Annotated in this window: 19 protein-coding genes; 12 read left to right on the top strand and 7 right to left on the bottom strand. The window is 68.4% G+C overall.

The features are described 5' to 3' along the window. Positions 1-3: 3 nt before the first annotated feature. Positions 4-945, bottom strand: a complete 942-nt coding sequence (ispH, locus tag WS78_RS29625) for a 4-hydroxy-3-methylbut-2-enyl diphosphate reductase (protein WP_038755192.1) — start codon at positions 943-945, stop codon at positions 4-6. Between the two features lie 381 nt (positions 946-1,326). Between ispH and WS78_RS29615 the strand changes: the two genes are divergently transcribed. Beyond that, positions 1,327-2,517 (top strand): glycosyltransferase, encoded by a 1,191-nt coding sequence (locus WS78_RS29615; protein WP_059575604.1) that lies wholly within the window; start codon positions 1,327-1,329, stop codon positions 2,515-2,517. Between the two features lie 448 nt (positions 2,518-2,965). Here the strand turns inward: WS78_RS29615 and WS78_RS29610 are convergent, their stop codons facing one another. Together WS78_RS29610 and hpnA are read right to left on the bottom strand one after the other, a co-directional pair. Next, positions 2,966-4,585 (bottom strand): hypothetical protein, encoded by a 1,620-nt coding sequence (locus WS78_RS29610; RefSeq protein ID WP_059575602.1) that lies wholly within the window; start codon positions 4,583-4,585, stop codon positions 2,966-2,968. Between the two features lie 871 nt (positions 4,586-5,456). After that, positions 5,457-6,464: a hopanoid-associated sugar epimerase gene (gene hpnA, locus WS78_RS29595; RefSeq protein WP_038755202.1), complete on the bottom strand. Its 1,008-nt coding sequence runs from the start codon at positions 6,462-6,464 to the stop codon at positions 5,457-5,459. 160 nt (positions 6,465-6,624) lie between these two features. On the opposite strand from hpnA, the gene WS78_RS29590 reads away from it, so the two are divergent. From WS78_RS29590 to WS78_RS29575, 3 genes are all read left to right on the top strand, one after another. Beyond that, entirely contained in the window at positions 6,625-6,933 is a 309-nt protein-coding gene (locus WS78_RS29590; protein ID WP_038755204.1) for an acylphosphatase, read from the top strand. After that, positions 6,930-7,823 carry an EamA family transporter RarD gene (gene rarD, locus WS78_RS29585; RefSeq protein WP_059575599.1) on the top strand — a complete coding sequence of 298 codons (894 nt, stop codon included), beginning with the start codon at positions 6,930-6,932 and terminating at the stop codon, positions 7,821-7,823. The genes WS78_RS29590 and rarD overlap by 4 nt, the downstream gene beginning before the upstream one ends. A gap of 904 nt (positions 7,824-8,727) precedes the next feature. Further along, positions 8,728-9,828 carry an OpgC domain-containing protein gene (locus tag WS78_RS29575; protein ID WP_394335888.1) on the top strand — a complete coding sequence of 367 codons (1,101 nt, stop codon included), beginning with the start codon at positions 8,728-8,730 and terminating at the stop codon, positions 9,826-9,828. On the opposite strand, the gene WS78_RS36550 is transcribed toward WS78_RS29575, so the two are convergent. Further along, entirely contained in the window at positions 9,818-10,675 is an 858-nt protein-coding gene (locus tag WS78_RS36550; protein WP_157131164.1) for a hypothetical protein, read from the bottom strand. The genes WS78_RS29575 and WS78_RS36550 overlap by 11 nt on opposite strands. A 26-nt stretch (positions 10,676-10,701) precedes the next feature. On the opposite strand from WS78_RS36550, the gene WS78_RS29560 reads away from it, so the two are divergent. Continuing rightward, positions 10,702-12,375, top strand: a complete 1,674-nt coding sequence (locus WS78_RS29560; protein ID WP_059575594.1) for a phosphodiester glycosidase family protein — start codon at positions 10,702-10,704, stop codon at positions 12,373-12,375. A gap of 46 nt (positions 12,376-12,421) precedes the next feature. Here the strand turns inward: WS78_RS29560 and WS78_RS29555 are convergent, their stop codons facing one another. Together WS78_RS29555 and WS78_RS29550 are read right to left on the bottom strand one after the other, a co-directional pair. Then, positions 12,422-12,625, bottom strand: a complete 204-nt coding sequence (locus WS78_RS29555; protein ID WP_059575592.1) for a hypothetical protein — start codon at positions 12,623-12,625, stop codon at positions 12,422-12,424. A 112-nt stretch (positions 12,626-12,737) separates the two neighbouring features. Then, a complete protein-coding gene (locus tag WS78_RS29550) occupies positions 12,738-14,240 on the bottom strand; it encodes a peptide MFS transporter (protein ID WP_059575590.1) in 1,503 nt (500 codons plus the stop codon). A 636-nt stretch (positions 14,241-14,876) separates the two neighbouring features. On the opposite strand from WS78_RS29550, the gene WS78_RS29535 reads away from it, so the two are divergent. The 7 genes from WS78_RS29535 (at position 14,877) to WS78_RS29505 (ending at position 22,852) form a co-directional block, all read left to right on the top strand. After that, positions 14,877-15,458 (top strand): cupin domain-containing protein, encoded by a 582-nt coding sequence (locus WS78_RS29535; RefSeq protein ID WP_038755211.1) that lies wholly within the window; start codon positions 14,877-14,879, stop codon positions 15,456-15,458. Between the two features lie 182 nt (positions 15,459-15,640). Then, positions 15,641-17,260 (top strand): peptide ABC transporter substrate-binding protein, encoded by a 1,620-nt coding sequence (locus tag WS78_RS29530; protein WP_059575588.1) that lies wholly within the window; start codon positions 15,641-15,643, stop codon positions 17,258-17,260. Between the two features lie 12 nt (positions 17,261-17,272). Next, positions 17,273-18,211: an ABC transporter permease subunit gene (locus WS78_RS29525; protein WP_038755215.1), complete on the top strand. Its 939-nt coding sequence runs from the start codon at positions 17,273-17,275 to the stop codon at positions 18,209-18,211. 12 nt (positions 18,212-18,223) lie between these two features. Next, positions 18,224-19,126, top strand: a complete 903-nt coding sequence (locus WS78_RS29520) for an ABC transporter permease (RefSeq protein WP_038755217.1) — start codon at positions 18,224-18,226, stop codon at positions 19,124-19,126. Between the two features lie 3 nt (positions 19,127-19,129). Beyond that, positions 19,130-20,119 (top strand): ABC transporter ATP-binding protein, encoded by a 990-nt coding sequence (locus WS78_RS29515; RefSeq protein WP_059575586.1) that lies wholly within the window; start codon positions 19,130-19,132, stop codon positions 20,117-20,119. Further along, complete coding sequence (locus WS78_RS29510; RefSeq protein ID WP_059575584.1) at positions 20,116-21,258, top strand: ABC transporter ATP-binding protein; 1,143 nt, start codon at positions 20,116-20,118, stop codon at positions 21,256-21,258. The genes WS78_RS29515 and WS78_RS29510 overlap by 4 nt, the downstream gene beginning before the upstream one ends. 157 nt (positions 21,259-21,415) lie before the next feature. Next, positions 21,416-22,852: an OprD family porin gene (locus WS78_RS29505; protein WP_060823078.1), complete on the top strand. Its 1,437-nt coding sequence runs from the start codon at positions 21,416-21,418 to the stop codon at positions 22,850-22,852. A gap of 247 nt (positions 22,853-23,099) precedes the next feature. Here the strand turns inward: WS78_RS29505 and WS78_RS29500 are convergent, their stop codons facing one another. After that, entirely contained in the window at positions 23,100-24,089 is a 990-nt protein-coding gene (locus tag WS78_RS29500) for a DedA family protein/thiosulfate sulfurtransferase GlpE (protein WP_038755225.1), read from the bottom strand. Positions 24,090-24,099 lie beyond the last annotated feature (10 nt).

Raw genomic sequence — 24,099 nt, 5'->3', positions numbered from 1 at the left:
TCCTTAAACTTCGCGGGCGACAGCTTGCATGAGCTTCGCCGGCAGCTTGAATTCGACTTTTTCCTCGCGGCCCGACATCGTCGCGACCTCGACCGGGCCGAGCGCGCGCAATGCGGCGATCACGTCCTCGACCATTTCCTCGGGCGCCGACGCGCCGGCCGTGAGGCCCACCGTGCGCGCGTTCGCGAACCATTCGGTGCGGATTTCCGAGCCGTCCGCGACGAGATAGCTCGGCACGCCGCTTTCGGCGCCGATCTCGCGCAGCCGGTTCGAGTTCGAGCTGTTCGTCGCGCCGACGACGAGCAGCACGTCGACCTGCTCGCTCAGTTCGCGCACGGCCGCCTGGCGGTTCTGCGTCGCGTAGCAGATGTCGCGCGTGTCCGGGCCGACGATGTCGGTGAACCGGCGCTGCAGCGCTTCGATGATGCCGCGCGTGTCGTCGACCGACAGCGTCGTCTGCGTGACGTACGCGACGGGCGCGTCGGCCGGCAGCGTCAACGTATCGACCTCGGCTTCGCTCTGGACGAGGATCACCTCGCCCGGAATCTGGCCGATCGTGCCTTCGACTTCCGGATGGCCGGCGTGGCCGATCAGGATCAGCCGGCGGCCGGCCGCGACGTACTGGCGCCCCTGCACGTGCACCTTCGTGACGAGCGGGCACGTCGCGTCGAGGACGTCGAGGCCCCGGGCATCGGCATCCTTTTCGACGGTCTGGGCGACGCCGTGCGCGCTGAAGATGGCCACGGCGCCATGCGGCACTTCGTCGAGCTCCTCAACGAATCGCGCCCCTTTATTTCTCAGGTTTTCAACTACGTGCCGATTATGGACGATCTCGTGACGTACATAGACCGGCGCGCCGTGCTGTTGCAGCGCGCGCTCGACGATCTCGATCGCGCGGACAACCCCCGCACAAAAGCCGCGAGGCTGGGCAAGGATGACTCGCATATTTGGGCGAACTCCGACGACTGACGCGGGGTGCGAGCGGCCGGCAGGCCGGGCCGATCGCCCCAACTTGGATGTTATGAATGCAGGAACGGGCCCGGCACCCCGAAGTAATCGCGCATTTTAACCCTATCGGCTTTTGCGTGCTTTACCGTTCCTGACGTTGTGGCAATTGGAGCAACCCCGGAGGTCCGGCGCTTGCGCGCGTCAAACCCAGTAAACTAGGCGGTTTTCACCGAACCTTTCGGCTCGCTGACGCCGGAGGGCACCTAAAGGGCTGATTTGCATGGAAGTCGATCGTAACGAAACGGGCGCGCCGGCGCGCGCGGCCGCCGGTCCGGGCGGCGCGCCGGGCCGCCGCCGCGCACGGGCGGAGGGCCGCGCATGACGCTCATCGTCGTGTTTCTGCTGTCGTGCCTGTCGCTCGTGATCTGGCTCGTGCTGCTGTTCGGGCGCGGCGGCTTCTGGCGCGCGCGCCCCGCGCGGCGGCTGCCGCCCGACGCGCGCGGCGCGGCCGCCGGCGCCGGCTGGCCCGCGGTGGCGGCCGTCGTGCCCGCCCGCAACGAGGCCGACGTGATCGGCGAGGCCGTCAAATCGCTCGTCGAGCAGGACTACGCAGGCTCGTTTCATCTGATCGTCGTCGACGACCACAGCACCGACGGCACCGCCGACGCCGCACGCGCGGCCGCGGCCGCCGCCGGCCGCGCCGACCGGCTGACCGTGCTGACCGCAGAGGCGCTGCCCGCCGGCTGGTCGGGGAAGGTATGGGCGCAGTCGCAGGGGATCGCCGCGGTGCGCTCGCTCGGGCTGCCCGCCGACTACCTGCTGCTGACGGACGCCGACATCGGCCATCCGCCGGACGCGCTCGCGCAGCTCGTCACGCGCGCTCAGGCCGAGCAGCGCGATCTCGTGTCGCTGATGGTGCGGTTGCGTTGCGATTCGTTCTGGGAAAAGGCGCTGATCCCGGCGTTCGTGTTCTTCTTCGCGAAGCTGTACCCGTTCTCGTGGGTCAACGATCCGCGCAACAAGACGGCGGGCGCGGCGGGCGGCTGCATGCTCGTGCGCCGCGACGCGCTCGAGGAGGCGGGCGGCATCGAATCGATTCGCGGCGCGCTGATCGACGATTGCAGCCTCGCCGCGCAGATCAAGCATCGCGGCGCCGGTCATCACCCGATCCGGCTCGACCTCGCCGAGCGCAGCGTGTCGTTGCGTCCGTACGATAGCTGGCGCGACATCTGGAACATGATCGCGCGCACCGCGTTCACGCAGCTTCGCTATTCGCCGGTGCTGCTGCTCGGCACGCTCGTCGGGATGACGATTATCTATCTGATGCCGCCCGTCGCCGCGCTCGCGTATGGCGCGCGCGCGTGGCCGGCGTGGCTCGCGTGGGCGTCGATGTGCACCGCGTATGCGCCGATGCTGAGCTATTACCGCCGCTCGCCGTGGTGGGCGCCGGCGCTGCCGCTCGTCGCGCTGTTCTATGTCGGCGCGACGTTCGCGTCGGCGGTGCGCTACTGGCGCGGCAAGGGCGGGCAGTGGAAGGCGCGCGTGCAGGCGCCGGTGCAGGATCGCTGAACCGTTGCGGGCCGGTCGGCGGCGTTCGGGAGCGGCCGCGTCGGCCGGTTGTTCGTCGGTTTTGGCTTCGACTGCGATCTTTGCCGGACTGCGCGCGCAAGCTGTTGCGCGAAGCGTTTCGTCGGGGTGCGAGGGCGCGGCACGGGGCACGCGGCCCGGTTTCCCCGATCGTCCGGGTGCGTGTGAGTGTGCGGGCGTGGCGCCGGCGCCGCGAAAACTGCGGATGCTTGCGGACCCGCGGGGCTCGGTTGCTGCTGCGGGCCGTTATCCGTTGTCAGTGGTCTCGATTGAGCGCGTCCCCCGCGTTTATTCAGGAGAATGCGCTCGCTCGATCGGGCGACTTCGCCATTTCCCGGCCGGCGGCCGTCTCGACCGCCGTTCCGGTCACCACTTCCCCTTTCCTTCCGACGGTGCGGCGCCGGCGCTGGCCGTGGTCGGCCGCGCCGCGTCACTTCTGCGTGAGCAGCATGTACAGCTGGATCACGACCTCCGGCGAGAACGTGAACGGCACCCAGCCGAACCCGCTGTGCCGCGCGACGAGCAGGCGGTCGCCGTTCGCCTGCTTCTGCACCGCCATCAGCGGATTGCGCGTCGTCACGAAGCGCCAGCCGTTCGGCAGCCCGTTCGGCTGCTCGATCGTCATCGACGCGCGCACGTGCGCCAATTCCTCGATCAACTGGCTGAGCTGCTGAGGCGGCAGCGACACCGAGTGCTCGCCGAGCGTGAGCGTGATCTGGTCCTGCGACGGCCGCGCAACGTGCAGCGATAGCTCGCCGTTCGCCGCTTGCACTGCCGCGACCGGCGCCGCGGCTTCGGCGGCCGCCCGGTTCTGCTCGGCCTGCGACGCGAGCGATTCCGCCGCCGCCTTGTAGCTCGCCGCGCGTGCGGCGGCGGCCTCGGCGGCCGAACGTTCGGTCGTGGCCTGCGCGAACAGCGACTCGGCCGCGTCCTTGTCGGCCGCCGCCTGGGCCGCGGCCTGCTCGGCCGCGGCGCGGTCCGCCGCGGCTCGGGCGGTGAGGGTTTCGGCTTCCGCCTTGTCGTTGGCGGCTTGTGCGGCCGCTGCGTCGGCGGCGCTGCGTTCCGCCGTCTCTCGTTCGGTTGCGCGCGTTTCGGCCGCAGTGCGCTCGGCGCTGGCCTGCGCGGCGAGCAATTCCGCTGCGGCTCGATCGGCCGCCGCCTGGGCGGCGATCTCTTCGGCTGCGGCCTTGTCGGCCGCCGCCTGAGCGGCGGCTTGCTCGGCGGCGGCACGGTCCGCCGCGGCTTGCGCGGCGAGCGTGTCCGCCTTTGCCTTGTCGTCGGCGGCCTGAGCGACAGCTTGCTCGGCGGCGGCCCGATCGGCCGCTGCGCGCTCGGCGATGCCCGCATCCGCCGCTGCGCACTCGCTCGCCGCTCGAGCCGCGAGCGATTCGGCCGCGGCCTTGTCGGCGGCCGCCTGCGTCGCAGCGTGTTCGGCGGCGGCTCGGTCCGCGGCCGCTAGCGCGGCGGCATGCTCGGCCGCCGTGCGCTCCGACGTCGCCTGCGCGACGAGCGCTTCGGCGGCGGTCTTGTTAGCCTCGGCCTGCGCCGTCGCGTGCGCGGCGGCGGCGCGATCCGCCGCTGCCTGAGCGGCGAGTGCTTCGGCGGCAGCCTTGTCGGACGACGCCTGTTCCGTCGCCGCGCGTTCCGTTGCGGTATGGGCGGCAAGCGCTTCGGCGGCCGATTTGTCCGCCGCTGCTTGTGCCGCGGCCTGTTCGGCGGCGGCCCGATCCGCGGCCGCCTGCATCGCGAGCATTTCGGCCGCGGTCTTGTCGGTGACCGCCTGCGCGGCGGCGGCTTCGGCCGCGGCCTGGACGGCGGCCGCTTGCGTCGCGAACGCTTCGGCCGCCTTCTTGTCGGCGGCCGCTTGGGCGGCGAGGGATTCGAGCGTCGACTGCTCGACGGACATTCGGGCGGCTTCCGCGTGCTTCGCCGCGGCGGCTTCGGCGGCGGTCGCGGAGGCTTCCTGCGCGGCGCTCGCTACGTCGCACACCGTATGGATGAGCTGATCGACGCGGCTGTCGAGCGTATCGATCTGATCGTTCAAGTTCATGCGTGCATTCTCTACGTAAGACCCGCGATTTTACCCGCAGGCCCTGTCCAGGTTCGAACGTTGCATGTAACAAAATGCTGGCAACGTGGCAGACGCGGCAGCGAGCGCGTGTCGGACCGCGCACTTGGAGCGGTTCGGCGACATTGGCTGACGTAATGGGCGAGAAGTCGACGGATGGTGCTGCCGAGGTCGACGTGTGCCCGAAGTGTGGGCCGGCGCCTCCCGGATCGTCTTCGATCTTCGAGGCCGCATGGGGGCGTTTCGTGTCAGCGGCGATCGGAAAGGGCGGTCGACGCGCGCCGGCGGCCCCGCCGGCGGCCCGTTAGGCAGGTTCGTCGTCGTATCGGCCGCGATACGGTGAGATCCGCGGCGAGATCGCGGCGCGAACGCTGGTTGGGCGGCGAGATGTCCTTTGCCCCGTGGTTGCCGCACGCTTTGCTGCTGCGGCAGCCTGCTCGAGGGTCTTTCTCGATCGAAAGCGTCGGGCGATCACATGCTCGACGCGTTCGCATCGATCGCTTCAAGATCGATGGGGATCTTGCCTGATGGCGACAAGAAGAGCGACGGCGCGAATGCGCATCGCAGCCGCGGGCCGCTCGTGGCGAGCCGAGCGCCGCGCGATGCGTCGCGATCGCCGATTTTCGATCCGGCACGCGGATGCGGGCGTCCCGTTTTCCGGGAAGAGGGGCGAATGCGTCGATAACCCGTCGCGGTCCACGATGAGTCGGCGAAAAATCGGAACGTTGCGCGGACCGTGAACGGCACGCGCAGAATTGCTGCCGAAACCCCGAAACCCCGAAACCCCGAAACCCCGAAACCCCGAAACCCCGAAACCCCGAAACCCCGAAACCCCGAAACCCCGAAACGCCGCTCAGCGCAAATAACCCGCCTGCCGGAACCAGTCGAGCGCGTCGCGAATGCCCTCGCGGTATGGCCGAGCGCGATAGCCGAGCTCGCGCTCCGCCTTCGCCGACGTGAAATACATCTTGTTCTTCGACATCCTGAGCCCGTCGACCGTCACGAACGGCTCGCGCTTCGTGATCTTCGCGACCGCTTCCGCGCCGAGCGCGATCGGATACAGCGGCCAGCGCGGCAGCGCGAGCGTCGGCGCCTTGCGGCCCGTCAGTTGCGCGATGTCGGCGAGCATCGTCTGCAACGGCAGGTTCTCGCCGCCGAGGATGTAGCGCTCGCCGGTCCGCCCGCGCTCGAGCGCGAGCAGGTGGCCGTGCGCGACGTCGTCGACGTGCACCAGGTTCAGGCCCGTGTCGACGAACGCGGGAATCTTGCCGAGCGCGGCTTCGACGATGATCCGGCCGGTCGGCGTCGGTTTCACGTCGCGCGGGCCGATCGGCGTCGACGGATTGACGATCACGGCGGGCAGCTTGTCCTCGGCGATCATCCGCTCGACCGCGCGCTCCGCGAGCACCTTGCTGCGCTTGTAGACGCCGATCGCCTGCTCGGCCGTGAGCGGCGACGACTCGTCGGCCGATGCGCCCGACGGCGTCACCTTCAGCGTCGCGACGCTGCTCGTGTAGACGATCCGCTCGACGCCCTCGGCGAGCGCCGCGCGCATCGTCGCGACCGCGCCTTCGAGATTCGCACGCTCGATCTCGAGCGGATCGGGCGCCCACAGCCGGTAGTCGGCCGCGACGTGCAGCAGGTAGCGCACGCCGCGCAGGGCGGCGCGCATCGACGCTTCGTCGCGCATGTCGCCCGTCGCGATCTCGGCGTCGAGATCCGCGACGTTCGTGCGCGGGCTCGTCGGCCGCACGAGCACGCGCACCCGATAGCCTTGCTGCCGCGCGGCGCGCGCGACGGCGGAGCCGACAAAACCGGAGGCGCCGGTCACCAGAACGAGATCGCGTTGTGTGTCAGTCATAGTCCTCATGGCCGCGCGCTCGTGCAGCGCGGCGTGTTGTGCGTCGTGCGAGATTGTACGTGGTCGCCTCGCGCGGGCGGCGCGCGGTTTCGTCGAGCATCGTTCGCGGCGCGCGACTACAATGCCGGGCTTGGATCGACTGGATGACACGGGGGATGCGATGAGCGGCGACGATCTGGACGAGCGTCTGGACGAGCGGATCGAAACCTATTACGTGCGGGTGCGCGGCGTGGTGCAGGGCGTGGGCTTTCGGCACGCGACCGTGCGCGAGGCGCATGCGCTCAAGCTGCGCGGCTGGGTCGCGAATCTCGACGACGGCTCGGTCGAGGCGATGCTGCAGGGCCCGGCGCCGCAGATCGACCGGATGCTCGCGTGGCTGCGGCACGGGCCGCCCGCCGCGCGCGTGACCGAGGTGACGTTCGAGGAGCGCCGGACGGACAAGCGCTTCGAGCGCTTCCAGCAGCATTGAGCGCCGCGGCCGATTATCCGCAGGCGGGGCGCGGGATCGCGCTGTCGGTGGCGGCGTCGGCGCTGTTCGCGCTGCTGTCCGCGTATGCGAAGCTGCTCGCGCCGCTCACGGGGCTCGACATCTTCGCGTGGCGGATCGTCTGGACCGCGCCCGGCGCGATCGCGGTCGTCGCGCTGCGCGGCCGCTGGCCCGCGTTGCGCGAGCTGCTCGCGCGCGCGTTCGCGAACCGGCGGCTCGCGCTGTCGCTCGCGGCGAGCGCCGCGCTGCTCGGCCTGCAGCTATGGCTGTTCCTGTGGGCGCCGCTGCATGGCCGGATGCTCGAGGTGTCGCTCGGCTATTTCCTGCTGCCGCTGACGATGGTGCTCGTCGGGCGCTTTTACTACCACGAACGTCTGAGCGGGCTGCAATGGCTCGCGCTCGCGTGCGCGGCCACGGGCGTCGCGCACGAGATCTGGGCGACGCGCGCGTTCGCGTGGCCGACGCTCGTCGTCGCGCTCGGCTATCCGCCGTACTTCGTGCTCCGACGCCGCGTGAATGCGGATTCGCTCGCGCTGTTCTCGGTCGAAATGCTCGCGCTGCTGCCGGTCGCGGCCGCGACGCTCGCGATGGGCGGCACGCGCGTCGCGGATCGGCCGCTCCTGTGGGCGATGCTGCTGCCGGGCCTCGGCGCGATCAGCACGTTCGCGCTCGCCAGCTATCTGAAAGCGAGCCGCATGCTGCCGATGGCGCTCTTCGGGATTCTCGGCTACGTCGAGCCGGTGCTGCTCGTCGCGGTTGCCGTGTTCGTGCTCGGCGAGGCGCTGAGCTGGGAGCAGCTCGCGACGTACGTGCCGATCTGGGCGGCGGTCGCGCTGACCGCGTGGCACGGATTCTTGCTCGCACGGAGGTAGGCGCGCGCGTTCGGTGCGCATGGCGATTGCGTGTTCGATGGCGCGGCGCGTGGCTCGAATGGCGGGCGTTGGCTGGCTGGGCGATGGGAGCGGATTGCCCATGCCGACCTGCCGGCGCGCTGACCTATCGACCTGCGGACCCGTCGACCCGCTGAACCGCTGAACCGCTGAACCGCCGAACCGCCGAACCGCCGAACCGCCGAACCGCCGAACCGCCGAACCGCCGAACCGCCGAACCGCCGAACGGCTGAACGGCTGAACGGCTGAACGGCTGAACGGCTGAATTAGCAATTCCGCAATTCCGCAATTCCGCAAATCGGCAAATCGGCAAATCGGCAATTCCGCAATTCGATGACCGATCAACGTCGAACCACGACCGGCGACCGGTGACGCGCTGCGTCACGGAGATCCCGGCTGACGGATTCGCCAATCGACGGCCGTGATGCGAGCCGGCGCATTGCAGCCGATTACACGATGCGTCCGCCGCGCGATTCGCTGCTGCGCGGCGACGCGCTTGCCGACGCCCACCGCGCGCCGACCGCATGACACGCACGCGAATCAATCCCGTTGCGCCGAGCACGCCGCATGCCCGGCGGCATTCGCGATGCGCGATCCGTCTTGTAATCCGGCTAAAGATTTCGTTGCATTTTGTTACTTAGGGCATACCCTGAGCGGCGATTAAAATTTTTAGACGAATTCTTTCGCCCACGGGCCCGCCCATGAACGGTCATGTTTTCACGTCGCAGGGGCGTTGCTCCGTCACGTCGGCGCATCGCCGGATTTTCAGCCGGCATTTGCATTGCGCCGCGGCAGAACGGCTCGCAAGCCCGACTTTCCCGCTTTCCGCAGATCGCCCGGCGCGCGCCGCGCGCATCGGTCCGGCCGTGCGATGAGCGTTCCCGTCATGTCTGCCCAAGCGGCCGCCGGACGCTCGATCGAGGTCGATTTCTTTCGCGGCCTCGTGCTGCTGACGATCGTCGTCGACCACATCGGCGCGAGCGTGCTGTCGCGCGTGACGCTGCACGCGTTCGCGTTGTGCGACGCGGCCGAGGTGTTCGTGTTCCTCGGCGGCTTCGCGACCGCGAGCGCGTATCTCGCGGTCTGTGCGCGCCACGGCGCGGGCGCGGCGCGGCGCCGTTTCGTGCGCCGCGCCGCGCAGATCTACCGCGCGTTTCTCGCGACGTCGACGCTGATGCTCGTGGTATCGGCCGCGCTCGATCACTACGGCATCGACGCGCCGAACATGGCGCTCGACGACATCAGCGTGCTGCTCGCATCGCCGCTCACGGGGCTCGTCGAGCTGCTGACCTTCAAGCGCCAGCCGTATCTCGCTTCGGTGCTGCCGATGTACGTGCTGTTCGCGCTCGCGACGCCCGCGGTCGTGCCGCTCGCGCGCGCGAAGCCGTGGTGGCTGCTGTTCGGCAGCGTGCTGATGTGGAGCTGCGCGCCGTGGCTCGCGGCCGACCTTCTCGACACCGATTCGTTCCGCTGGAGCTTCAACCCGTTCGCGTGGCAACTGATGTTCGTGGTCGGCGTGATCGTGCGCTGCTGGCCGCTGCATCGCGACGTTGCGGCGCGGCCGGGCGGCGCGGCGATCACCGCGGTCGCGCTGGCGGTCGTGCTCGCGTGCGCGTACTACAAGCTGTTTGCCGGGCTGCCGCTGCCGGAGGGTGAGCTCAAGCGCCATCTCGCGTGGCCGCGCGTGATGAACTTCGTCGCGTTCGCGTGGCTGATGGCCGAGCTCGTCCGCCACGGCTGGATCGCGCGGATCGCGCGGGCGGCGTGGCCCGTCGTCGCGGTCGGGCAGCGCGGGATGCTGTGCTTCGTCGTCGGCGCGGCGATCTCGCTGACGTTCGATTCGCTGCTGCACGGCATGCAAGGCAACGCGCGGATGCTGCAATTCGGCGTCGGCCTCGCCGCCGATGCGTGCGCGCTCACGCTGATGCTGACCGTCGCGAGCTCGGATCTCCTGTTCCAGCGCTTGCGCAGAAGCGTCATTGCGTGAAGCAAGCGGGCGACGCGCATCCGGATTCGATTTCGCCGCAGTTGCCGTTTCCGGGCCGACTCGTCTGCGTGTCGAGCCGCCGTCGTCCGGACGCGCACGAGCCGCTGACGCTCGAACGCCTTAGCCGCGCTCGACGCTCCAACGTGTCGATCAGTCTTGCCGACAGCCGCCTGATCGCCGCGATGCTCGCCGATATGTGCGCCTTGTGCCGCGCGCGGTCGATGCACCGCACCGGCTCGTCGCGGCAAGCATGCTCGATACGTTGCCGCTTGCCGTGAACGTATCCGCGCCGTTTGCGCCAAGTGTTTGCGAACCGCGAACCGCGAACCGCGAACCGCGAACCGCGAACCGCGAACCGCGAACCGCCAACCGCCAACCGCCAACCGCAAACCGCAAACCGCAAACCGCAAACCGCAAACCGCAAACCGCAAACCGCAAACCGCAAACCGCAAACCGCAAACCGCCGCTCGATACGGAGTCCGTAACGCGGCCGCTGCATCGGCATCGTCGCGAACGACGACGGCAGCGTCGCGCACGCATCGCCGCACGATTGCATGGCGGACATCGTCGACGAAATCGATCGGCGCGGCTTGCCCGAAAAGGCGAGCGCGGTCGGCCGGGCGGCGCGAGGCGTTACGTCGCGCGGCGCGAGCGCGCATTGCGTGCATTGCGCCTGTCGTGCGTTCGGCTCGAATTGCGCGCGCCGGCTTCGCCGCTCCAGCGCGATCGATCCATTTGACCAACGCGTCCGCGCCCGCCCGCTCGCGTGCGTCGCCTTGCGTTTAACCGCGCCGTCATGGGCGGTTCGTATACTCGGTCCCCGCCGTTGCGTCGCAATGGGCAGCAACGGACGAAATCGACCGAGGAAGAATCTTGCGGACTACGAATTCAATTGGCATCCTTGCCGCGCGCCTGCTTCCCGCCCTCGCGCTGGCGCTCGCGAGCTGCGGCGGCGACGATCTGACGCCCGCCGCGCAGCGCTGGGCGATGCCCGCGAGTGAAATGCCGCTCGGTCCGCAAGGGCTTGCGCAGAACGTGTCGTCGCAAACGGTCGCGACGGGCGTCGCCTATTACCAGATCAAGCGCGGCGCGCCGAGCGCGGCCGATTTCTGGACCGTCAACATCGGTTTCTACGCGACGCAGGCCGCAACCCAGGCCGATGCGGCGAACCTGGCCGCCGCCGGCTTCGCGACGCGCGTCGACGCGTCGGCGGGCACCGACCTGCAGGGCAAGGTGCTCGGCTACTGGCTGTCGGTCGGCCGCTACGCGGCGCAGGCCGATGCAACGGCCGCGGCCACGCAGATCGCGCAGGCGACGCAGAACCGCTACAAGCCCGGCACGCGGCATACGTCGCTCGCCGGCAATCCGACGACGGGGCCGTGGATCGTCAACGTGCTCGCGATCGATCCGTCGCAGGCCGGCGCGAAGCTGTCGATTGCGCTGCCGGGCGGCAACGATCTCGGCGCGGGCGGCGAGACGGTGTCGGCCGCGCGGGCGCGCGTCGACGCGCTCGCCGGCGTCAACGGCGGCTTCTTCACGAACGTCAATCCGTTCGGCGCGCCGCTGCCGCCGCGCTCGCCCGTCGGCGCGACGGTGGTCGACGGGCGTCTCGTCGCCGCGGCGATCGGCAAGCGTCCCGGCCTGCTGCTCACGCGCGACGCGAACGGCCGCCAGCGCGCGACGATCGCGCGCAATCTCGCGACGGCGATCACGCTGACCGACGCGCAGGGCGGCGCGATCGCGGTGCAGACGCTGAATCGGCCGATCCTCGGCACGGTCGCCAACTGCGGCGTGCAGGCGAAAGTGCCGACGAGCGAGCCCGCGCAGGACACGGTCTGCACGAATTACGACGATCTCGTGATGTACGACGCGCTGTACCTGCGCGGCGGCGCATCGAACACGCTCGTCGACGCCGGCTATCAGGGCGCGCGATATGAACTCGTGGTCGATGCGAACGGCGTCGTCGTCGCGGGTCACGCGACGCTCGGCGCGGCGCCGCCGCCGAACGGCTACGTGCTGCAGGGGCTCGGCGCGAGCGCCGCGTGGCTGCAGGCGCACGCGGCGCCGGGCACGCGCCTCGCCGCATCGCAGCGGCTGTCGGCGAACGGCGCGGATCTCGCGCTCGCGTCGGGCACGTCGCTCGTCGAGGCGGGGCCGACGCTGTCGGTGCCGAATCTCGCGCAAAGCGCCGCGCAGGAGGGTTTTGCGCCGACGGTGGGCGGCGTCGACGCGGGCGAAGGCGGCGCCGCGAACGGCAGCTGGTACAACGGCTGGTACGTCGCGCGCAACGGGCGCACGGCGGCGGGCGTCGCGGCCGACGGCACGATCCTGCTCGTCGAGATCGACGGCCGGCAGCCGGCGCTGAGCGTCGGCACGAGCATTCCGGAGACGGCGGCGGTGATGGCGTGGCTCGGCGCGACGTCGGCCGTCAATCTCGACGGGGGCGGCTCGAGCAACATGGTGATCGGCGGCAAAACGGTCGGACATCCGTCCGACGCAACGGGCGAGAGAGGCGTCGGCGACACGTTGATGCTGTTGCCGAGCTGACGGGACGAAAAAGCCGCGCGCAGGCGGCGCGCGCGGCGCGGCGGTGTCAATGGCGCAGATCGGTCCTCGCGCGCTTCGCGCTCGACGCGTCGTCCTGAGTCGCGTCGTCCGCGTCGGGAGGATCGTCGTCGCGCTCGGTCAGGAGCGCGTCCACGTCGGCGGCGGCCGCCGCCGCGCGCAGCGCCGTGCAGCGCTGTGCGCGGCGGATGTCCGACAGCATCCGCCAAAGCCTCGTAGTCTTGTTTTTCATCGTTCTCTCCCTGCCGATGTCGCCCGTGCCGGCGAGTTGGTTTCAGTGTAGGACGCTTGCGGGCGAACCGTAGGGAGAATGTGGCGCGCAAGTCACATGTCGAGGGATTTCACTAGTGCGCGGCAACCGCCTGCGCTTCGCGGCGCTCCGTCTCGCAGCGGTGATGCTCGCGCGACAGCTTGTTCATCAGCGGCAGCATCAGCAGGCCGATCGCCGTGCCGCCCGCGGCGAGCCAGCCGAGGCCCGTGAACAGCTCGATGTAGAGCGGCAGCGACGCGGTCGCCGGCAGATCGTTCGACGGCATCTGCGCGAAATTCGCGACGACGCTGCCGAGATATTGAGATACGCCCGTCGCGACGAAGTAAGCGCCCATCATGAAGCCGCCCATCCGGGCCGGCACGTAGCGCGCGATCATCGCGAGGCCGAGGCCGCTCACGAGCAACTCGCCGAGCGAGTAGAAGCCGTAGCCCGCGACCATGAACCACGACGACACGCGGCCGTCGACCGCGAAGCGCCCGCTGATCGCGAACGCGAGATAGCCGATCGCGACGACGGCGAAGCCGAGCGCGTACTTGCCGGCGACGGGCAGATCGCGGCCGCGCTTGCCGAGCCCGTTGTAGATCGCGACGAGCACGGGGCTCAGCAGCATGATCCAGATCGGATTGAGCGCCTGGAACTGCGCGGGGCTCCACGTGAAGAGCGTCGTGCCGAACAGCATGAAGCGCGGATCGACGTTGCGCAGCGCGAACAGCGTGAGCGACGTCTGCATCTGCACGTAGAAGATGAAGAACAGGATCACCTGCGCGATCAGCAGCAGCGCGGCGATGAGGCCCGAGCGCTCGGAACGGTTCGATTTCGCGATCATGTACGCGAAGATCGCGAGGATCGCGAACGCGGCGGCCCACACGCTCGCGACCGCGAGCTGCTTGTGGCCGAGCACGTACATCGTGACGAGGCCGAGCGCGATGCCGCCCGCCGCGACCGCGGCGAGGCGCCGCCAGTGAACGGGCTGCGCGTCGGGCTGCGAGCCGATGCGCGCGAGCGTGCGGTGCATCAGCACGAAGTTGAGGATGCCGAGCACCATCCCCGCGCAGCAGACGGCGAACGCCGTGTGCCAGCCCCAGTGATCCTTGATCCACGGCGTCGCGAGCATCGACGCGGTGGAGCCGATGTTGACGGCCATGTAGTAGATCGTGAACGCGCTGTCGATGCGCGCGTCGTCGCCCTCATAGATGCGGCGCACGAGATTCGCGGCGTTCGACTTGAAGAGCCCGTTGCCGACGACGATCACGCCGAGCGACGCGTACATGAACGCCAGATGATCGTTCGGAATCGCAAGCATCAGGTAGCCCACGCACAGCACGACGGCGCCGATGATCATCGAGCGGCGCGCGCCGAGCACCTTGTCGCCGATCCAGCCGCCGATCGACGGCGACGCGTAGACGAGCGCGGTGAACGCGCCCCAGGTCAGGTTCGCCCGGCCGTCGGTGAAGCCGAGCTTGTCGACCATGAACAGGACGAGCAGGGCCGCCATCCCGTAGTAGCCGAAACGCTCCCACATTTCGATCAGGAAGACCGTCGTGAACGAGCGGGTCTGGGAGACGCGAGTATTCATTGTGCACCTCTGGATTGAACAGACGAAACGCCGCGCGCGGCGGCGCGGCGGATGGCGGGCGAGACGCCGGCCGCTGTGCGGCCGCGAACCGGTCCCGGCGGATCGGTGCCGGCCGGAGGGTTGCGCGGTGAAGGGGGCGAGGTGCTCAGGCGCGCGCGCGCGGCGCGCGGCAAAGTGGAAAGGGTCGTCATGTCGATAAGCGGGCAAGCGCACCGATCGGGGCGCAAGACGAGGCGCGGCGCGCGGCGGATGGTCCGCGCGACTTCACCGTTGAAAAACATGCGGACCGCGAGATCGTCGCAGTCCGCCGGGCGGCCGCGATTTTCGCGGCGTGTCGGATCTTCGTCACTCAGGGTAATCCCCGAAAAAGAGGGCTGTCTTCTTTGCTGCTCATGGTCGTGGGCGGGTTGAAAGCCGTTGGTCGAGCTCCGCCGCAACACCCGCAAACCCGCTTGCAGCTTGCCTGTGAAGGCGGCGAGTCTGGCAAGATAGCGTGCTGTCTCGATTTCGGCGCCACGGCTTGCTGCGTCCGCTTCGGGGCGACAGCGCTGCGCGAGACGACGAAGAGTAAGTCATATCTATCAAACTTCGTTATTTTCCATCAAACATTTTTTGACGATAAGATTTCGGCCTGCTATGGTTCCTTCCACTGAAAACACGCGGCCTGCCAATGCCGGCATCGCGCTCGGGAGCAAGATTCGGGCGCTGCGGCAGAGGTTGAAGCGCACGCTCGACGAAACAGCGACCGCCGCGGGTATTTCCAAGCCGTTTTTGTCGCAGGTCGAACGCGGGCTCGCATCGCCGTCCATCACGTCGCTGGCCGGCATCGCGCACGCGCTGGGCGTCACGGTGCAGTACTTCGTCGAGACGCCGAGCGAGGAGCGTTCGGTTTGCCGCGGCGATCAGTTGCGCTTCTTCAGCTTCGCCGATTCGGCGAACCTGTTCGCGCGGCTGACGAACGTGCCGGAAGGGCGCCAGCTCGAGGCGATTCTCGTGCGGATGCCGCCCGGGCAGAAGCGCTCCGAGGTAACGACGCATGCAGGCGAGGAATTCCTGTATGTGATCGAGGGTGAAGTTTCGTTGACGCTGGAAGGCAAGTCGTTCGTTCTGTATGCAGGTGACAGTGCGCATTACCAGTCGACGGTCCCGCACAGCTGGGTCAACACCGCGAAGATCGAGTCGGTGGTGGTCTGGGTCGGGACGCCGAGGCTGTTCTAAGACGGGGCATTCCTTCGTTCTTTCGACGGGGTGCCTGTCGAAAGGAACGTAAGGATGACTAATATGAAATTCAGGAACCAGGGGCCTCCCGTTTTCGCGCGCCCATAAGCGTTCTTCGCGCCGCGCCGCGCACGGCCTCGTGTCGCGCGCTGCATTCCCGCTATCACTACCAATCGCACACGATGAAACACACGCATGCCTTCGCGGCCGTGCTGGCCGCGCTCGCCCTGACGACGTCGCAATCCGCCTCGGCCGTCTCCGTTCCCTCGAACGTCGTCCTCGCCGATCAGCAGGACATGACGCGACAGATGCCCGCGGAGGTCGAGTCGCTCGATCCCGCGCACATCGAATCGTGGACGGGCAACACGATCGGCCTCGATCTGTTCGAAGGGCTCGCGCGTATCGCGGCGGACGGAAGCGTGGTGCCGGGCGTCGCGCAATCGTGGGAGCACAAGGCGCCGGATACGTGGATTTTCAAGCTGCGCCGCGACGCGAAGTGGAGCAACGGACAGCCGGTGACGGCCGCGGATTTCGTGTATTCGTGGCAGCGTCTCGTCGATCCGAAGACGGGCTCGAAGTACACGATCCTCGTCGAGTTCGTGAAGAACGCATCGGCGATCATCGCGGGCAAGCAGCCGCCGAGCAGCCTCGGCATTCGCGCGGCCGATCCGTACACGATCGAAGTGCAAACCGAGGTGCCGGTGTCGTACTTCCCCGAGCTCACCGCTATGGCGCCGCTCGCGCCCGTCAACAAGGACGCGGTCGCGAAGTTCGGCGATGCGTGGACGCGCCCGAAGAACATCGTGAGCAACGGCGCGTACACGCTCGTCGACTGGCAGCCGAACAACCGCATCCTGATGGCGAAGAGCGACAAGTACTGGAACGCGCGCAACGTCGTGATCCGCAAGGTCACGTATCTGCCGATCGAGAACGACGAAACCGCGCTGCGCATGTACCAGGCGGGCCAGATCGACTACACGTATTCGATTCCCGCGGGCGCCTTCGGCCAGGTCAACAAGCAGTTCGGCAAGGAGCTGCGCCCGGGGCTGCAGCTCGCGACGTACTACTACTACTTGAAGAACAGCGATCCGGCGCTGAAGGACAAGCGCGTGCGCGAGGCGCTCGCGATGGTGCTCGATCGCGACATCCTCACGTCGAAGATCACGCAGGCGGGCGAAGTGCCGATGTACGGACTGATGCCGAAGGGCGTGAAGGGCGTGCAGAAGCCGTTCACGCCGGACTGGGCGTCGTGGCCGATGGCCAAGCGCGTCGACTACGCGAAGCATCTGCTGAAGCAGGCGGGCTACGGCGAGGCGAATCCGCTCGTGTTCACGCTGACCTACAACACGAACGACCTGCACAAGAAGGTCGCGCTTTTCGCGGCGTCCGAATGGCGCACGAAGCTCGGCGTGACGGCGAAGCTCGAGAACGTCGAGTTCAAGGTGCTGATGAAGCAGCGTCATGACGGCAAGGTGCAGGTCGCGCGCGACGGCTGGTTCGCCGACTACAACGATGCGATGACGTTCTTCGATCTGATCCGCTGCGGCAGCCCGCAGAACACGGTCGGCTATTGCAATTCGAAGGTCGATTCGCTCGTGGCCGACGCGAACCAGAAGCTCGACGAAGGCGCGCGCACGGCGCTGCTCACGCAGGCGCACGATCTCGCGATGAGCGACTATCCGATGCTGTCGCTGTTCCAGTATTCGGCGGACCGTCTCGTGAAGTCTTACGTCGGCGGCTACACGCTGACGAACTACATCGACATGCGCGCCTCGCAGGACATGTACCTGACCAAGCACTGAGCGGAGCCGACCATGCTGGCCTATGCATTGCGGCGCACGTTGTGGGCGGTGCCGACGATCCTCGCGGTCGTCACCGTCTGCTACCTGCTGCTGCACTTCACGCCCGGCGGGCCGTTCGACAGCGAGAAGCAGCTTTCCGCCGCGACGCTCGCGAACCTGAACGCGAAATACCATCTCGACGAGCCGCTGTGGAAGCAGTACCTGCTGTATCTTGGCTCCCTGCTGCACGGCGATCTCGGCCCGTCGTTCCGCTATACGGACTGGTCCGTCAACGATCTGGTGCGCAAGGCGTTTCCCGTGAGCCTCGGCGTCGGCGGCGTGTCGATTCCGCTGTCGATCGTGCTCGGCGTGCTGCTCGGCACGATCGCCGCGGTGCGGCGCGACAGCTTCGTCGATCGCTTCGTGATGCTGATCGGCAACTTCGGCAACGTGATACCGCCGTTCGTGCTCGGCCCCGTGCTCGTGCTGATCTTCGCGATCCTGCTGAAGACCTCCGAGGGCGTGGGCTGGCTGCCTGCCGGCGGCTGGAGCGACGGCGGCTGGCGCTATCGCGTGCTGCCCGTCACGCTGCTCACGCTGATCAACGTGTCGCTGCTCGCGCGCGTGATGCGCGGCTCGATGATCGAGACGCTGTCGAGCAACTACATCCGCACCGCGCGCGCGAAGGGCCTGCCCGGCCATACGATCGTGCTGCGCCACGCGCTGAAGCCCGCGCTGATGCCCGTCGTGTCGCTGTTCGGCACGGTCTGCATCTCGTCGATCACCGCGGCCGTCGTGACGGAATCGGTGTTCGCGCTGCCGGGCCTGGGCCAGCTCGTCGTCAACGGCGCGATCAATCGCGACTACACGCTCGTGCTCGGCCTCGTCGTGCTGACCACCGTCTGCGCGGTGCTGTTCAACCTGCTGGTCGACCTCGCGTACGCGTGGCTCGATCCGCGCATCCGCTATTGAGAGGGCGACGCGATGACGCCTGTTTCCTCTTCGATCGAGGTGCCGCAGCCGGCCGATACGCCGCCGCGCTCGCGCACGCCGCTCGAGCTCGCCGCACGGCGCTTCGTGCGCAACCGCGCGGCGCTCGCGAGCCTCGCGGTGCTCGTCCTGATCGCGCTCGCGTGCTTCGTCGGGCCGCTTCTTTCTCCTAACGATCCGGCCGCGAGCGACTGGTCGTCGATCAGCCTCGCGCCGACCGTCGCGAACATGCACTGGTTCGGCACCGACGAGCTCGGCCGCGATCTGCTCGTGCGCACGCTGATCGGCGGGCGCGTGTCGCTCGAAGTCGGCCTGCTCGGCACGTTCGTGTCGGGGCTCTTCGGCGTAGCGTGGGGGGCGATCGCGGGCTTCGCGGGCGGCCGCGTCGACGCGACGATGATGCGGGTCGTCGACATGATGTACGCGATTCCGTATCTGCTGATCGCGATCCTGATGATGACGCTGTTCGGCCGCTCGTTCATCCTCGTCGTGCTGACGATCAGTGCGTTCTCGTGGCTCGACATGGCGCGCGTCGTGCGCGGCCAGACGCTGTCGCTGCGCACGCGCGAGTTCGTCGACGCGGCGCGTGCGATCGGCGTCACGCCGGCCGCGATCGTCCGGCGCCACATCGTGCCGAACCTGCTCGGCGTGGTGGTGGTTTATGCCACCGTCAGCGTGCCGGCGATCGTGCTGACCGAATCGGTGCTGTCGTTTCTCGGGCTCGGCGTGCAGGAGCCGATGACGAGCTGGGGCGTGCTGATCCAGGACGGCGCGCAGAAGCTCGAAGCGATGCCGTGGCTGCTGCTCGCGCCCGCCGTGATGCTGTGCGTGACGCTCTATTGCGTGAACTTCGTCGGCGACGGTCTGCGCGACGCACTCGACCCGAAGGACCGCTGAGATATGGCGCTACTCGAAGTCAAGAATCTCGGCGTGCGCTTCACGCGCAGGGAAGGCGAGCCGGTCGACGCGGTGTCGGGCGTGTCGTTCTCGCTCGAAGCGGGCAAGACGCTCGGCATCGTCGGCGAATCGGGCTCCGGCAAGAGCCAGACGGTGATGGCGCTGCTCGGCCTGCTCGCGGGCAACGGCTCGACATCGGGCGAGGCGCTGTTCGACGGCGAGAACCTGCTGCGGATGAGCGCGCGGCAGTTGAACGAAGTGCGCGGCAACCGGATCGGCATGATCTTTCAGGACCCGATGACGTCGCTCAATCCGTTCCTGACGATCGAGCGGCAGATGACGGAAAGCCTGCAGCTTCATCGGAAGATGTCGCGCCGGGATGCGATCCGACGCGCGGTCGAGGCGCTCGAATCGGTCAGGATTCCTGACGCGGCGCGCCGAATCCGGATGTATCCGCACGAATTCTCGGGCGGCATGCGCCAGCGCGTGATGATCGCGATGGCGCTGTTGCTCGAGCCCGAAATCCTGATCGCCGACGAGCCGACGACCGCGCTCGACGTCACCGTGCAGGCGCAGATCATCGAGCTGCTGCGCGAGCTGAACCGCGAGCGCGGCACGTCGATCGTGCTGATCACGCACGACATGGGCGTCGTCGCGGGGCTCGCCGACGACGTGATGGTGATGTACGCGGGCCGCACGGTCGAGTACGCGAGCGCCGACGCGATCTTCTCCGCGCCGTCGCATCCGTACACGATCGGGCTGCTGAACGCGCTGCCGCGCCTCGATGCGCCCGACGGCGCGCCGCTCGTCGCGATTCCCGGCAATCCGCCGCTGCCCGGCCAGGGAATGCGCGGCTGCGCGTTCGCGAAGCGCTGCTCGCACGCGTCGGATCGCTGCGGCGCCGAGCGCCCCGAGCTGGCCGCCTATTCGGACGCGGGCGCCGTGCGCGCGTGTCATCGACCCATCGCGGAAATCATGGGAGGGCTGCGATGAGCGCCGCGATTGATCTCATTTCCTCTACGTCCTCGTTCGCGCCGGATTCGCCGGATTCGCCGGATGCGTCGGGCGGCGTGGGCGCCGCCGGCATCGGCGCGCCCAATGCCGATGCGCAACGAGACGGCGCGCCGCCGGATGCCGATGCGCTGCTGTCGGTGCGCGATCTCAAAGTGCATTTCCGCGTGCCGCTCGGCGGCTATCCGTGGTCGCCGAAGGGCACGCTGCGCGCGGTCGACGGCGTGTCGTTCGACGTGAAGCGGGGCGAGACCGTCGGGCTCGTCGGCGAATCGGGTTGCGGCAAGTCGACGCTCGCGCGCGCGCTGATCGGCCTCGCGCCGGTGACGGCGGGCACCGTGCAGTGGCGCGGCGAGCCGATCGTGACGGGCGCGCGCCGCGACGCGCGCAAGATCCGCCGCGAGATGCAGATGATCTTTCAGGACCCGCTCGCGTCGCTCGATCCGCGGATGACGATCGAGCAGGTCGTCGCCGAGCCCATCGTCACGCATCGGCCAGGCATCGGCCGCGACGAGGTGCGCCGCCGCGTGTTGACGATGCTCGAGCGCGTCGGCCTGAACGCGCATCATCTGCTTCGTTATCCGCATGAATTTTCCGGCGGCCAGTGCCAGCGCGTCGGCATCGCGCGCGCGTTGATCGGCGAGCCGCATCTCGTGATCTGCGACGAGCCCGTGTCCGCGCTCGATGTGTCGATCCAGGCGCAGATCGTCAATCTGCTGCGCGATCTGCAGCGTGAACTGTCGCTCTCCTATCTGTTCGTCGCGCATGATCTCGCGGTCGTCAAGGCGATCAGCCAGCGCGTGCTCGTGATGTATCTCGGCCGCGTGATGGAGTTCGGCGCGCGTCGCGACGTGTACGGCGCGCCGCAGCACCCGTACACGCGCGCGCTGCTCGCCGCCGCGCCGACGCCGGAGCCCGCGCGCGAACGCGCGCGGCGGCCGCTGTTGCTCGCGAGCGAGATGCCTTCTCCGCTCGATCCGCCATCGGGCTGCGTGTTCCGCACGCGCTGCCCGGATGCGATCGATGCATGCGCGCGCGAGGTGCCGCAGCCGGAGGTGCGCGGCGGATCGTCCGCGCGCGTCGCGTGCATCCGGGCAGGCGTCGCCGGCGCGCAGCGCTGAGCAGTACCGACAAAGACACAATAAGCCAACAGGGGTGTGGACGGCGCGAAAGAACTTCGCGCCGTGGGAAGACGCGCCGTTACGGCGGCGCGTTGGGGTGTCGCCGGCCGCGCATCGCGGCCGGCGCGTGGGTAGTCAACATAAAAAGAGAAGCGCAATGACACAACATCAACCGATGAAGAGGGTCGCGCGGGCAGTCATGCTCGCGTGGGGACTGCCGGTGCTCGCCGGCGTGTCGATCGCAGGCGCGGCGCGCGCGGACGATGCGGCGCCCGCCGCGCCGCTCGCGCAGCAGGCGACGACGCCGAACGCGGTCATCAACGCCGACGCCACGCAGGAGGTCATGCCGGCGGAACCGGTGTCGAGCCAGGCGAAGTCGAAGGGCTTCATTGCCGACAGCCATTTCGACGTGCTGCTGCGCAACTACGCGGACGTGCTCGACGCGAAGGGCGGACCGCATCGCCATGCATGGGTGCAGGGCGTGATGGCGAACTTCGAGTCCGGCTACACGGGCGGGCTGATCGGCTTCGGCGTCGACGCGTCGATCTACGCGGCGCTGAAGCTCGACGGCGGCGCGGGCGCGGGCAACATGGTGCACATCGCGAAGGGCGGCGGCGGCTCGAACCAGCTCGCGTGGGCCTTTCCCGGCATCTACGACGTGAAGGCGCGCATCTCGAACACGGTGATCAAGTACGGCCTGCAGGCGGTCGACAATCCGTTCATGGAGCAGCACGACAACCGCGCGCTGCCGCCGACGTTCCTCGGCGCCACGATCGTCAGCAACGAATTCAAGAACGTGATGCTCGAAGCGGGCAGCTTCACGAAGACCAACGCGCGCGGCCATACGACGCTCACGAACCTGACGACGCAATACGGCGGCACGCGCGTGGATCGCTTCACGTATCTGGGCGGCACGTGGGATTATTCGTCGACGGGCTCGGCGACGTTTTACGCAGGCCAGGCCGACGACGTATGGCGCCAGTACTACGGCTCGGTCAAGCAGAGCTACGGCTCGCCGCAGACGATCAAGTGGACGGGCTTCGGCAACTTCTATTCGACGCACGACACGGGCGATGCGCGCCAGGGCAAGATCGACAACAACGCATACAGCCTGTCGCTCGCCGCGCAGCATGGCCCGCACGAGCTGCTGCTCGGCTATCAGCAGGTGCTCGGCGACCAGTTCTTCGATTACCTGAACGAAACGAACGGCGTCTTCCTCGTCGATTCGATGGACGTCGACTACAACGCGCCGCACGAGAAATCGCTGCAGCTGCGCTACACGTTCTACGGCAAGGACGCGGGCCTGCCCGGCTTCAAGGCGACGGTGTGGGGCGTGACGGGCTGGGGCGCGGACGGCTCCGCGAGCGCGGCGCTCGATCCGACGCGCTCGAGCATCTACTGGAAGGACGGCGCGCCGGTGCAGGGCCGCCATCACGAGTTCGGCTTCATTCCGTCGTACACGATCCAGAGCGGCAAGTTCAAGGACACGAAGATCACGTTCATCGCGATGTGGCACGTCGGTTCGGCGCATTACTCGGACAGCACCAACCAGGAATACCGGCTCGTCGTGAACGTGCCGGTGAAGGTGTTCTGAGCACGCCGAAACGATTCGGGCGGCGGCGAGCGCGAGGCGGCCGACGGGGCGTCCGCGCTTTCGGCCGCGGCGACGGCGGTTGTGGCATCGGCATCGGTGTTCGGCGACGGCGTTCGACGTGAGTGTTCACGCGCCGGCCGGCACCGTTCGGCCTGATTCGCGTGATGCGCGCGTGTGCGGCCGCGCGCCCGACCGATCACGCGAATCGGGCAGCCAGGACGGATCGCTCCGATCAGCGGAAGTGGGATCAGGCGGTTTTGTGCGCGGGCGCGAGCCCCACTTCGCTTGCCAGTTGCGAATCGAGCTCGATCAACTGCCGGCCGGTGTCGCGCCATGCGTCGAGGCCGCCGCGCAGCGCGAGCGCATCGGCGAAGCCTGCCTGCTTGAGGCGCTGCGCCATCAGCGCCGCCGACACCTCGTTCGGACACGAGCAATAGATCACGAATTTCTGCGTCGCCGGATAGCGCGCGACGATGTCGCGCAGATCGCGCTCGTCGGCGAATTGCGCGCCGGGGATCGCATAGGGGTCGAGCTTGCGATGCTCCGCCGAGCGCGTGTCGAAGACGATCGGCGCGGAATCGGTTTGCAGCAGCCGATCGAGCTCGTCGACGTCGATCCGCGCGTTCGCGAGCTGACGAATCAGCGCGCGGCGGCGCATCCAGCGCACGGCCGTATAGAGCGCGAGCAGCGCGACGATCACGGCGAGCACCGCGCGGCCGAGCTGGTTCGCGCCGGTGAACAGCCAGTCGATCTGCCGCGCGAACACGAACCCGACGGCGACGCCGCAGCCCGCCCACAACAGCGCGCCGAGGCCGTCGTAGCCGACGAAGGTGCGATAGCGCGTGCCGAGCGCGCCCGCCATCGGCACCGAGATCAGCGACAGACCGGGAATGAAGCGCGCGACGGCGAGCACGCGCACGCCCCAGCGGCCGAAGAAACGCTCGGTCTTCTTCACGCAACTGTCACGCGACAGTGAAAGCTTGCATAAGGTTTTCAGCGCGCGGCCGCCGAAATGCCGGCCTGCCACGTACCACACGGTGTCGCCGATCAGCGCCGCGAGCACCGCGAGCGCGAGCACGGGCGCGAGCTGCGCGCCGAGCGCGTCCGGATGCAGCGTCGCCATCGCGCCGAACAGCACGAGCGTCGGCATGGCCGGCACGGGCAGGCCGATCGCGGCCGCGAGCACGTTGACGAACACGATGAGCGGCCCGAAACGGGCGACGAGATCATGAAGCATGACGAAACGA

This window comes from Burkholderia savannae, from assembly GCF_001524445.2.
Taxonomy (GTDB): Bacteria; Pseudomonadota; Gammaproteobacteria; order Burkholderiales; family Burkholderiaceae; genus Burkholderia; species Burkholderia savannae.
This window is presented reverse-complemented; position numbering and strand designations above follow the sequence as displayed.

Bases quoted from the DNA above. Each gene is read 5' to 3' on its own strand.
- WS78_RS29530 (WP_059575588.1), top strand. From the start codon at position 15,641: ATGAAACACACGCATGCCTTCGCGGCCGTGCTGGCCGCGCTCGCCCTG.
- WS78_RS29590 (WP_038755204.1), top strand. From the start codon at position 6,625: ATGAGCGGCGACGATCTGGACGAGCGTCTGGACGAGCGGATCGAAACC.
- WS78_RS29550 (WP_059575590.1), bottom strand. From the start codon at position 14,240: ATGAATACTCGCGTCTCCCAGACCCGCTCGTTCACGACGGTCTTCCTG.
- hpnA (WP_038755202.1), bottom strand. From the start codon at position 6,464: ATGACTGACACACAACGCGATCTCGTTCTGGTGACCGGCGCCTCCGGT.
- WS78_RS29505 (WP_060823078.1), top strand. From the start codon at position 21,416: ATGACACAACATCAACCGATGAAGAGGGTCGCGCGGGCAGTCATGCTC.
- WS78_RS29500 (WP_038755225.1), bottom strand. From the start codon at position 24,089: ATGCTTCATGATCTCGTCGCCCGTTTCGGGCCGCTCATCGTGTTCGTC.
- WS78_RS29555 (WP_059575592.1), bottom strand. From the start codon at position 12,625: ATGAAAAACAAGACTACGAGGCTTTGGCGGATGCTGTCGGACATCCGC.
- ispH (WP_038755192.1), bottom strand. From the start codon at position 945: ATGCGAGTCATCCTTGCCCAGCCTCGCGGCTTTTGTGCGGGGGTTGTC.
- WS78_RS29575 (WP_394335888.1), top strand. From the start codon at position 8,728: ATGTCTGCCCAAGCGGCCGCCGGACGCTCGATCGAGGTCGATTTCTTT.
- WS78_RS29535 (WP_038755211.1), top strand. From the start codon at position 14,877: ATGGTTCCTTCCACTGAAAACACGCGGCCTGCCAATGCCGGCATCGCG.
- WS78_RS29515 (WP_059575586.1), top strand. From the start codon at position 19,130: ATGGCGCTACTCGAAGTCAAGAATCTCGGCGTGCGCTTCACGCGCAGG.
- WS78_RS29510 (WP_059575584.1), top strand. From the start codon at position 20,116: ATGAGCGCCGCGATTGATCTCATTTCCTCTACGTCCTCGTTCGCGCCG.
- WS78_RS29615 (WP_059575604.1), top strand. From the start codon at position 1,327: ATGACGCTCATCGTCGTGTTTCTGCTGTCGTGCCTGTCGCTCGTGATC.
- WS78_RS29610 (WP_059575602.1), bottom strand. From the start codon at position 4,585: ATGAACTTGAACGATCAGATCGATACGCTCGACAGCCGCGTCGATCAG.
- WS78_RS29525 (WP_038755215.1), top strand. From the start codon at position 17,273: ATGCTGGCCTATGCATTGCGGCGCACGTTGTGGGCGGTGCCGACGATC.
- WS78_RS29520 (WP_038755217.1), top strand. From the start codon at position 18,224: ATGACGCCTGTTTCCTCTTCGATCGAGGTGCCGCAGCCGGCCGATACG.